This window comes from Pseudomonas sp. P7779 (assembly GCF_013386315.1).
Classification (GTDB): domain Bacteria; phylum Pseudomonadota; class Gammaproteobacteria; order Pseudomonadales; family Pseudomonadaceae; genus Aquipseudomonas.
Genome location: NZ_JACARZ010000032.1, coordinates 25,141 through 35,325, shown reverse-complemented (window position 1 = coordinate 35,325; position 10,185 = coordinate 25,141). Strand labels below are relative to the sequence as shown.

The 10,185-nt window shown below is 62.7% G+C and carries 11 protein-coding genes; 1 reads left to right on the top strand and 10 read right to left on the bottom strand.

The features are described 5' to 3' along the window. The 7 genes from HX869_RS11410 to HX869_RS11380 all read right to left on the bottom strand — a co-directional run. The coding region (locus HX869_RS11410) for a DUF6531 domain-containing protein (RefSeq protein ID WP_256736762.1) at positions 1 to 1,328 on the bottom strand (1,328 nt) is incomplete at its 3' end. Positions 1,329 to 1,502: 174 nt separating this feature from the next. After that, positions 1,503 to 2,264: an SDR family oxidoreductase gene (locus HX869_RS11405; protein ID WP_003209865.1), complete on the bottom strand. Its 762-nt coding sequence runs from the start codon at positions 2,262 to 2,264 to the stop codon at positions 1,503 to 1,505. Further along, positions 2,257 to 3,057 carry an SDR family NAD(P)-dependent oxidoreductase gene (locus HX869_RS11400; RefSeq protein WP_178903105.1) on the bottom strand — a complete coding sequence of 267 codons (801 nt, stop codon included), beginning with the start codon at positions 3,055 to 3,057 and terminating at the stop codon, positions 2,257 to 2,259. Before HX869_RS11400 ends, HX869_RS11405 begins: the two co-directional genes overlap by 8 nt. Beyond that, the gene (locus HX869_RS11395; protein ID WP_102368617.1) at positions 3,050 to 3,871 is read right to left on the bottom strand and encodes a molybdenum cofactor biosynthesis F family protein; all 822 of its coding nucleotides are present in this window, start codon (positions 3,869 to 3,871) and stop codon (positions 3,050 to 3,052) included. The genes HX869_RS11400 and HX869_RS11395 overlap by 8 nt, the downstream gene beginning before the upstream one ends. A gap of 86 nt (positions 3,872 to 3,957) precedes the next feature. Further along, a complete protein-coding gene (locus HX869_RS11390; protein WP_177009907.1) occupies positions 3,958 to 4,617 on the bottom strand; it encodes a LuxR C-terminal-related transcriptional regulator in 660 nt (219 codons plus the stop codon). Positions 4,618 to 4,668: 51 nt separating this feature from the next. Further along, positions 4,669 to 5,034, bottom strand: coding sequence for a cupin domain-containing protein (locus HX869_RS11385; RefSeq protein WP_003209872.1), 366 nt, complete (start codon positions 5,032 to 5,034; stop codon positions 4,669 to 4,671). Positions 5,035 to 5,188: 154 nt separating this feature from the next. After that, positions 5,189 to 6,487: an FAD-binding oxidoreductase gene (locus tag HX869_RS11380; RefSeq protein WP_178903104.1), complete on the bottom strand. Its 1,299-nt coding sequence runs from the start codon at positions 6,485 to 6,487 to the stop codon at positions 5,189 to 5,191. A 195-nt stretch (positions 6,488 to 6,682) separates the two neighbouring features. Between HX869_RS11380 and hpaR the strand changes: the two genes are divergently transcribed. Then, entirely contained in the window at positions 6,683 to 7,105 is a 423-nt protein-coding gene (hpaR, locus tag HX869_RS11375; RefSeq protein WP_003209875.1) for a homoprotocatechuate degradation operon regulator HpaR, read from the top strand. 132 nt (positions 7,106 to 7,237) lie between these two features. On the opposite strand, the gene hpaI is transcribed toward hpaR, so the two are convergent. From hpaI to HX869_RS11360, 3 genes are read right to left on the bottom strand one after another with little or no spacing between them, the layout of a single operon-like run. Next, positions 7,238 to 8,038, bottom strand: coding sequence for a 4-hydroxy-2-oxoheptanedioate aldolase (gene hpaI, locus HX869_RS11370; RefSeq protein WP_177022136.1), 801 nt, complete (start codon positions 8,036 to 8,038; stop codon positions 7,238 to 7,240). An 18-nt stretch (positions 8,039 to 8,056) separates the two neighbouring features. Then, positions 8,057 to 8,860 carry a 2-oxo-hept-4-ene-1,7-dioate hydratase gene (gene hpaH / locus HX869_RS11365; RefSeq protein WP_008437182.1) on the bottom strand — a complete coding sequence of 268 codons (804 nt, stop codon included), beginning with the start codon at positions 8,858 to 8,860 and terminating at the stop codon, positions 8,057 to 8,059. Between the two features lie 10 nt (positions 8,861 to 8,870). Continuing rightward, a complete protein-coding gene (locus HX869_RS11360) occupies positions 8,871 to 10,175 on the bottom strand; it encodes an MFS transporter (RefSeq protein ID WP_177029010.1) in 1,305 nt (434 codons plus the stop codon). Between the last annotated feature and the right edge of the window lie 10 nt (positions 10,176 to 10,185).

The window sequence follows — 10,185 nt, the reverse complement described above, 5'->3', positions numbered from 1 at the left end:
CGCGTCCAGGCAAATGGCAGGACACCCTCCAACGAGCCGTCTGTGAGGGTCAGCAGTTCCTCACCAGTAACCATCGAAACCGGACAGCCATTGGTACAGGTATTCGCCGAACAGACCGAAGCATCCCCATTGGGGTTTTTCGCCGAAGCCGGGGCATCATCCACATGTTCTTGCTTCACCAACGCCGTGCGCGCCGTCTTCGGCTCCCGCACCATCGGTGCCGGGTTGGATATCTCGTCCACGCCAGCCTTCAACGGCACCGCCGCAGCCTTGACCGGCACTGCATGACTCTGAAGCGATAACGGCTTAAGCACCTCCGCATGCCTATCCAGCGGGGTCGTACCACCCAGCTTGGCAATCTGCTCCAACCACTCCCGTGCCCGCTCGGACCTGACCTTGCCCAGCACCTGCGCGCCCAGCCGTACCGCCACACCCATACCGCCGGTAGCCCACAGCAACAGCAGGTTGAGCAACACCTCGGTGGTGATTTCCCCGAGCAACTCAAACATGTAGTGCGGCGGCAGCATGCGCATCCAACTGACCATTGCGGACAGGTAGATGAACAGCAGCGGCTCGTCGCTGAGAATCAACAATCCCTTGGCAATCGCCTCATGACTGAGCTTCAGGAGCGCTCCAAGCTCGGCTTGGGAGAGGTACTGCAGGAGCTTTTCGCTGTTGGGCTTGATGTCTGCCAACCACTGGTACAGCTGGGCAATACCGTCCCAGAGGCCGTAAAGCACGTTTTCAAAGCCCCGCGCATAAGCCAGTTGCAGCGAGGTGTAGCGCTCGCCATAACCCGCCTTGGAATAGCTCTCCCATATCGGCTTGAACGTGCTCGTCCACTGACCGCGCAAGTTGCCTTCCAGCGAGCTGAGCTCGGACTGATAGGAGGCATACAGTGCCTTGATGTGATCCCTGGAAACGTTGGGGTAAAAGCTGACTCGATACTGCCGGTCGACGGTGCACTCGGTGACTTCGAGAATGCCGCTGGGGCCGATGGTCTTATGGATGGGATCGCCGAGGGGACCACCGTCTTGCGCGACTTCCTGCAGCATCACCGGCGTATTGCCGATGGGCACGAACCGTGTGCTCTGGAACATGTGCACCAGGGTCAACGGTGAGTTGGCCTTGCAGGTCGCGACGGTGCTGGCGGGATACAGGGAACGGGTGATGGGCGCGACCAGCGAAACCTCGTCGCCGACCTTGAACACCTGCTCGACATCCAGTGCCGAAAAGCTCCAGAAGCTCTCGGCCCACGCGTCGTAGGTGTTCAGGCAATGTGTGAAGTCGTTGAGAACCCCATCGACGTCGCGCGTCTTCGGGTCCATCGCCGCCACGACCAGAAAGCCTATGGCGGGATTCAAGAGGCAGCCCCATCGGGCAGGGCATTAATCGAAAAAAACATCGGCGTTCCCTCGCGCTGTGTGATCAGGCGAGGGACTTTGCAGAGGTTCTCAGGGCAGGGGAGTAGAGGTTATCCGGCAGTTCAGTAGGACGTTTCGTTAAACCTCCGGCAAGGTCGAGCCGCCATCCACCACCAGCGTTTGCCCAGTGATATAGCCCGCCAGGTCCGATGCCAGGAACAGCATTGCCCCGGCAATATCCGACGGTGCGCCCAGCCGTCCCAGTGGCACCCGGCTGGCGATCTGTGCATTTACCTGGTCATCCCCCAGGTTGCCCATGGCCGGGGTTGCGATCATGCCGGGCTCCACACCGTTGACTCGCACATTCAAGCCGGCCAGTTCCAGCGCCGCATTGCGAATGAACCCGTTGACCCCGGCCTTCGACGCCGCATAGTGACTCAACCCCGGAAACGCAACCCGGGGACCTGTGACAGACGACGTAACCAGCACGCAGCCCCGACCCTGACGGCGGAACATCGGCAGCGCCGCCTGGGTCAGCCAGAACAACGCCGAGAGGTTGACCGCCAAGGTACGGCCGAGCATCGCCGGAGTGATCTCGGCAAAGGGCGTCAGCGGAAAATACCCGGCGTTATGCACCAGAATATCCAGCCGCCCCCAGTCGTGTTCCACCCCTGCAATCAGCTCGAAAACCGCAGCCGCATCCGCCAGATCCACCGTCACCGCTTCCACCTGGCAGCCGCGCCCGCACAGCTCCAGCGCGAGCGCCTCTGCCAGTTGCAGGTCAGCGATCATCACCCGCGCACCCCGCAGGGCAAACGCTTCGACGATGGCCCGACCAATACCTTGGGCGCCACCCGTTACCAATACGTTGCGGCCAGTGAAATCCAGGTCTTCATTCATGACGCTGCTCCATACGCGCATAGGCCAGCGTCGGCACATCGACGATGCTTGAGCCCCCGTCCGCCACCAGCGTCGCACCCGTAATGATCGACGCGTCACTGGAGGCCAGGAAGCGGCACACCCTGGCGATTTCTTCAGCGCTGGCCGGCCGGCGCAACGGCACGTCGGCGCACACCCGGTCATAGGCGTGCTGCAGCGTCTCGCCATGGAAATCCATCAACGGCTGCATTTCCTCATCCGCCATCGGCGTGCGCACCCAGCCGGGGCACACCGCGTTCACCCGCACCCCGCGCGGGCCGTAATTCCGGGCCAGCGAGCGATTGAGCCCGAGCAAGGCATGCTTGGCCGTGGTGTAGCCGCATACTTCAGGCCCTGCGGCCAGGGAGGCAATCGAGCCCATCAACACGATGTTGCCGGCGCTTTCCAGCAGCAGCGGCAAACACGCCCGCGCACTGTAGAAGGCGCTGTCGAGGTTGCTGCGCAGCGCCGCTTCCCAGGTCTGCGGGCTGGTGTCGGTGGCGCTGCCCACGCCATGGCCGCCCGCACAGGCCAGCAGCACGTCGATCCGCCCATAGTGCTGGCGAATCTGCGCAATAAAACCCTCCCAGGTCTGCGGGCAGGCCGCATCACCCACCAACACCAACCCCCCGGTTTCCCGCGCGACCTGCTCCAGCGGCTCGCGGCGACGGCCGATCAGTACCAACTGCGCACCCTCGGCGGCGTACAGCCGTGCGCACGCAGCACCGATGCCCGTGCCGGCCCCGGTGATCACAATCGTGCGCGGCTCAGTCATCAGGATGCTCCGTGCGATTGAGCACCTGGCAGTAGGAACTGATGGGAAAGTTCGATAGCTCATCGAAGGAGGCGTCGGCATAGCCGAAGATCTTGCCGTCGCTGCGGTGTTGCTGCAGGTCGATCAGCACCAGGCCGAGGGTGGGGATGATTTTTTCGCGCCAGACGAACAGGTAGAGCTGGTCGGCGATCTTGTAGTAATCGCAGCGGTCGGTGTCGCACAGGCCTTGCTCGACACCCTTGAGGCATTGCCAGGCGTAGAACTGGTGGTTGAGGTAGATGTGCTCGTAGACCTCGCTCGGGCTGTAGCGGTACTGGTTGCGCAGGCCGATCAGGTCGGTGGTTGGTGCGTGGGGGCATTGGCCTGGCTGCCACGGGCGGTCGAGATTGCCGTGGAGAAATTCCACTTCCACCGAAGTCAGCGGCTTGCCGGCAAGGGCGCGGCTGTAGAGGCCTTCGCGGGTTTGTTCCTGGGTGGGCATGCGCCCGAGCACAGCGGTGAACGAAGCGCTGGCGGTGTCGAGCACCAGGCTGACCGACCAGGCCTGCGTGCCTTCGCGCTTGATGAAATCCACCAGGTACAGGCCGGGGCGCACCGAGGTCGCACGGTAGGTGGCGCTGCCGCTGGAGTGACCGTCGGCTGCAACCCAGGAGAGGCTGTCGCGCTCGAAACGGTGCTCGATCTGCCAGCCATTGGCGAAGTGCAGGGTGAAGGCCTTGCCGCTCAGGTCGGCCAGGTTCGGCAGGATAAATGCCTCTGGGGCGAAGCCGTCGGCCAGGGCGCCCACGGTGATCCAGTCAGAAGGGGTGGTCATTTGCGAAGCTCCGGTTGGGTGGGTGAACACCACGAATCATCGCGCCCGGGAGCAGGCGCGGGTATCAACCGGATGGTTGAGGCGAACTACAGGAAAAGACTTCCCACCAGTTCTGTGCGACTGCTGACGCCGGCCTTGCGAAACAGGTTGATCAGGTGGGTCTTGATGGTGGGCAGGCCGACATCCAGCTCCTGGGCCAGCTGTTTATTGCTGGCGCCCTGGCGCAACAGCAGGGCGATCTGGCGCTCCTTGGGTGTGAGACCGGCCAATGCATCTTCAGTGGGCTGCATGTTGGCCACCGCCAGTTGCAGCAAGGTTTGCAGGGCGTTCAGTTGGGCCAGTTGCTCGCCGGTGAAAGCGCCCTGGTCGGCGGTGCGCAACAGCGAAATCGCCGCCTGGGGCTGGCCGGCGCGCTGGGCGAAAATCTCCACCACATCGACCACGCCATAGCGCCGCAGAAAATCCCCATAGCGCCGGGTATCCCGCGCCGGCTGGCGGGCCATGGCAACGTCCAGCGTTACCACCGCCAGGCCACTGGACAGGCAGTTGCGCGGTTGCAACGGGTCGAATTGGCGGTAGTTGTCGAGGTAGTCGCGGTGCATTTCGCCGCTCATGCCGTGCAACTGGAAATCCCGGGCTTGCAGCTGGCGGTCGACGCAATAGAACGCGGCCTGGCTGACCGGAATCAAGCGGGTGAAAGCCTGCAGGCACTGGCCGGCGACTTCGTGGGCGGGGAGAGCGTGCATGGGGGGCACCTGCGCCAGAGGGCTGCCGACGGGTGCCGGCAGCCGGGGCTATCACACCACGGCGAAGTAGTGTTTGACGAAACTTTCGCTGACCACTTCCCACAGCACCGGGGTGCCCTTGGTCACGAACCAGCTGTCACCGGCCTTGTAGCGGGTGCTCTGGCCGGTGGATTCGTCGGTGAGTACCACTTCGCCGGTGACCACGGTGGCCTGTTCGGCAAACGGGTAGACCATGCGGAACTTGCCCTGGGTGGTGCCGAAATAGGCGCTGCTGACCGGGTCGGTGGGGGCACCGAAGGTCATTTTGCCGAAGGCCCGGACTTCGCCTTCGAGGATGGTCGAGCCGAGGTCGGCGACGGTGCCCCAGGCGTCGAGTTCGGATAGCTGGATGTCTTTCTTGAGGGTAACGAGGGTCATGACAGTTGCTCCTGATGAGAAAAAATTAGTGACCAACTGTAGGAGCGAGCTTGCTCGCGAAGGTCGTCAACGATGACGTTGGCGTCCTGGATTAACGCGGCGCCCTTGGGTTTTTCGCGAGCAAGCTCGCTCCTACAGGTGTCAGGCGTGGGATTTAGCGGCGGCCGTTCCAGTAACCGGAGAGCTGGTGCCAGGATTTGCCGGCGGTAAGCAGCAGCGGGCGGATCGCGTCCTTGCCGATGATGGTCGGGCGATGGATCGAGCTGACCAGGTCATACCGCGCCGAGCCTTCGCTCATGCCTTCGGCCAGCACCTTGCAGATGATGTGGCTTGGGGTCACGCCGAAGCCCGAATAGCCCTGCACGTAGAACGCGTTGCTGCGCCCGGGCAAGGTGCCGACCTGCGGGAACAGGTTCGGGCTGCAGGCCATCGGGCCGCCCCAGGCCAGGTCGATCTTCACGTCCTTGAGGTACGGGAAAATCTTCAGCATCAGGTTGCGGTTCCAGGCTTTCAAATCGCCGGGAATGTGCTCCACCAAAGGCGTGGCGGCGCCGAACAGCAGGCGGTTTTCGTTGGTGACGCGGTAGTAGTCGATCACCGGGCGAATGTCGCTGTAGGCCCCGCGAATCGGGCTGATACGGTTAATCAGCTCTTCTGGCAACGGCTCGGTCATCATCTGGAACGCGTAGGTGTTGATGGTCGAGCGGTGCAGTTCCGGCTCCAGCTTGTTGAGGAAACTGTCGCAGGCCCACAGCAGCTTGCTGGCCTTGACCGAACCGCGGCCGGTGCGCACGGTGATGCGCTCGCCATAACTGATTTCCAGCGCCGGGCTGTTCTCGAAAATCCGCACGCCGTGGCCGGCCAGGGCCTTGGCTTCGCCCAGCAGCAGGTTCAACGAGTGCACATGCCCGCCGCCCATGTGCAGCAGGGCGCTGCTGTAGGCGTCGGAGCCGATGATCTGCTTGACGTCGGAGCCGCCAAGAAAGCGGATCTCGTGTTGGGTGTTGATGGATTTGAAGTCTTTCTCCCAGGCGCGCAGGGTCTTTTCCTGGCGGGCGTTGAAGCCCATGTAGCCATAGCCGTGGCAGAAGTCGGCATCGATGTCGTACTTGGCGATGCGGTTCTTGATGATGTCGGCGCCCAGGTCGCTGATCTCGAAGATCTGGCGCAGGCCGTCTTCACCCACGTCCTTCTTGATCTTTTCCAGGTCGTGGCCGATGCCGGCCATGATCTGCCCACCGTTGCGCCCGGTACCGCCAAAACCCAGGTAACGCGCTTCCAGCACGACGATGTTGGTGATGCCTTTTTCGGCGAGCTCCAGGGCGGTGTTGATCCCGGAAAAGCCGCCACCGATGATCACCACGTCGGCTTCCACGTCCTGCTCCAGGGTGGGGAAGCTGAGGTTGTATTTCTTGGTCGCCGTGTAATAGGTCGGCGTTTCGATATTGATCATTGCGCTGCCTGACAGTGAAGAGCTAATGAGTGTATTAAGGCCGTTGGCGCGCTGGATGTCTTGATTCTGTGTGCCGCCGGTTTTGATCCTGCGCGCCAGAGCCTTCGCCGGCTTCACAAGTTATAGCGTGAGGTGGGGAGGAGAGTGTTAGAGTTTCGTTAAAACATTAACTAAATCTATCGTGACCCTGAGCCTATGTTGAAACCCAGACAATCCCTGACCCTGACCTTGCTTCAGGCCCGTGAAGCGGCCATGAGTTTTTTCCGGCCCTCGCTGAATGAGCATGGGCTGACCGAACAGCAATGGCGGGTTATTCGAATTCTCAGCCAGCATGACGAATTGGAGATTTACCAGTTGGCCGAACTGGCGTGCATTCTCAAACCGAGCATGACCGGCGTGCTGGTGCGCATGGAGGCAGCGGGCATGGTGCACCGGCGCAAGGCCGAGCAGGATCAGCGGCGGGTGCTGGTGACGCTGGCGGAGAAGGGCAAGGCCAGTTTCGAGTCGATGAGCCAGTGCATGGAGGAGAATTACCAGCGGTTGCAGGAGCAGTTCGGGGAGGAGAAGTTGCAGGTGTTGCTGGGGTTGCTGGATGAGTTGAAGACTATCAAGCGCTGACACACCGCCGATCCAAATGTGGGAGCGGGCTTGCTCGCGAATGCGGTGGGTCAGCCAACAAACCTGGCACTGATACACCGCTTTCGCGAGCAAGCCCGCTCCCACATTTTGGATCTTTGTGGTTTCAGAGCGTCAGTACACGCCGCCGGTAATGGCCGGTGTTGCGGTGTCTTTGAATTTCGCCGCCAACCCCTGCAACCCGCGCATCAACACCGTCGTATCCACCCCCACCGCCACAAACGCCGCCCCCAGCTCGATATACCGCCGCGCCAGTTTCTCATCCGCACTCAAGATCCCCGCCGCCTTGCCGGCTTTTTGAATCCGTACGATGGCGTCCTCAATCGCCGCCTGCACCTCGGGGTGCCCGGGATTCCCCCGATGCCCCATGGCCGCACTCAAATCCGCCGGCCCGATAAACACCCCATCCACGCCATCAACCGCCGCAATCGCGTCCAGGTTGTCCAGGCCTTCACGGTTCTCGATCTGCACCAGCAGGCACATCTGCGCATCGGCCTCATCCAGGTAACCGGGAATACTGTTCCAGCGCGACGCCCGCGCCAGCGCGCTGCCCACGCCCCGTACACCACCCGGTGGATAACGCATCGCCCGCACCAGCTGCCGTGCCTGGTCAGCCGTCTCCACCATCGGCACCAACAGCGTCTGCACGCCGATATCCAGCACCTGCTTGATCAACGCCGTATCGCCGATCACCGGGCGAATCACCGGTTGGCTGTCATAAGGCGCGACAGCCTGCAGTTGGCCGAGCATGCCGCGCAGGTCATTGGGCGCGTGCTCGCCGTCGATCAGCAGCCAGTCGAACCCGGCATTCGCCGCCAGTTCGGCGCAATAAGCGTCCGCCAAACCGAGCCACAGGCCGATCTGGGTCTCGCCACGTTGCAGGCGCTGCTTGAAACGGTTGATGGGCATGTCCATGAAACAGTCCTCCAGTATTCAGACAAAGCGGCAGGAGATGGAACCCAGCATGTCGTAGTCGACATGGAAGGTGTCACCCGGATTCGCCGCCACCGGGCGGGTGAAGGAGCCGCCGAGGATGATCTGGCCGGGTTGCAGGGTGACGTCGTACGGCGCCAGTTTGTTCGCCAGCCAGGCCACGCCCTTGGCCGGATGGTTAAGTACCGCAGCCGACACCCCGGACTCTTCGATCACCCCGTTGCGGTACAGCACCGCCGGCACCTTGCGCAGGTCGATCTCGGTGGGGCGCACGGCGCGGCCGCCCATCACTACGCCGGCATTGGCGGCGTTGTCGGAAATGGTGTCGAACACCTTGCGGGTGGCGTTGGTGTGCGGGTCGATCTGCTGGATGCGGGCGTCGATGATTTCCAGCGCCGGGATCACCCATTCCGTGGCATCGAGCACATCGAAAATCGTGCAATTCGGGCCCTTCAGCGGCTTGCCGAGGATGAACGCCAGTTCCACTTCCACCCTCGGCACGATGAAGCGCTCGAAGGGGATGTCGGTGCCTTCGTCGAAGAACATGTCATCGAGCAGGGCGCCGTAATCCGGCTCGGTGATGTTCGACGACACCTGCATCGCCCGCGACGTCAGGCCGATCTTGTGTCCGACCAGCTTGCGTCCGTCCTTGATTTTCCGGGCCACCCAGGCGCGCTGTATGGCGTAGGCGTCTTCAATCGTGATGTTCGGATGCTCCAGGGAAAACTGGCGCACCTGTTCACGGGAACGCTCGGCCTGGTCGAGGCGGGCGGCGGCTTGCTGAATAAGGGCTTGATCAAGCATGACAAAATCTCTACTGGGGATTGACGATGGCCGCATGGGTGCGCAGCACCAGCAGGCCGCCGAGGGCGATAAGCAGCGCCAGCACGTACAGGGCCAGGCTCGCGCTTTGGGTGGTGTCGCGCATCCAGCCGATCAGGTAGGGCGCGAGGAACGAAGCGATGCTGCCGAACGAGCTGATCAGCGCGATGCCGGCCGCCTGGGTGCTGTTGGACAGGAACGCCGGCGGCAATTGCCAGAACATCGGCAGCGCAGCGCTGGCGCCCATGCCGGCGAGGATCAGGCCGCCCAGCACCAGGGTCGGGTTGGTGGGCGAGAGCCCGGCCACCGCAATACCGATGGCCGACATCAGCAACGGCACGCACAGGTGCCAGCGGCGTTCGCGGTTGCGGTCGGACGAGCGCCCGCAGCCGATCATGAAGAAGCACCCGGCCAGATACGGTACGGCGCTCAGCAAGCCGACCTGGCTGTCGCGGCCGATGCCGGCGCCGTGGATCAGGGTGGGCATCCAGAACGCCAGGGTGTTCACCGCCAGCATCACCGCGAAGTACACCGCCACCAGCAGCCACACCTGCGGGTCACGCAGGATGCCGCCGAAGGAGGTGATGGATTTGCGCTGTTCTTCAGTGCTCAGTTGCTCGCGCAGTTGTTGCTTTTGCGCGGGCTCCAGCCACTTCACGGTTTCGAAGCTGTCGGGCAGGTATTTCAGGACGACCAGGCCGAGCAGCACCACCGGGGCGCCTTCGATCAGGAACATCCACTGCCAGCCCCGCAGCCCGCCGAAATCATGGAAGTTCTCCAGGATCGCACCGGACAACGGGCCACCAATCACACCGGCCATGGGCACGGCAATCGCAAACAGCGCGGTGACTTGCGCGCGGCGGCGGGCCGGGTACCAGCGGTTGAGGAACACCAGAATCCCCGGGAAGAAGCCGGCTTCGGCCACCCCCAGCAGAAAGCGCAGCACGTAGAAGCCCGTGGAGCTTTCGATCCACAGCATGCTGGTGGAGAGCACGCCCCACACCACCATCAGGCAGGCGATCCAGCGCCGTGGGCCGACCCGGTCCAGGGCCATGTTGCTGGGTACGCCGAACAGCGCGTAGGCGATGAAAAACAGGCCGGCACCGAGGCCATACACCGTGTCGCTGAAGTGCAGGTCGGTGCTCATCTGCATCTTGGCGAAGCCGATGTTGATGCGGTCCAGGTGGGCAAACAGGTAGCAGATCAGCAGCAACGGCATCAGTCGCCAGGTGACGATGCTGTGGGTGCGCTGATGTTCGATCAGGGTGGTGCTGTCGGCGGTAGTGGCTGTGCTCATGATGTTGTTC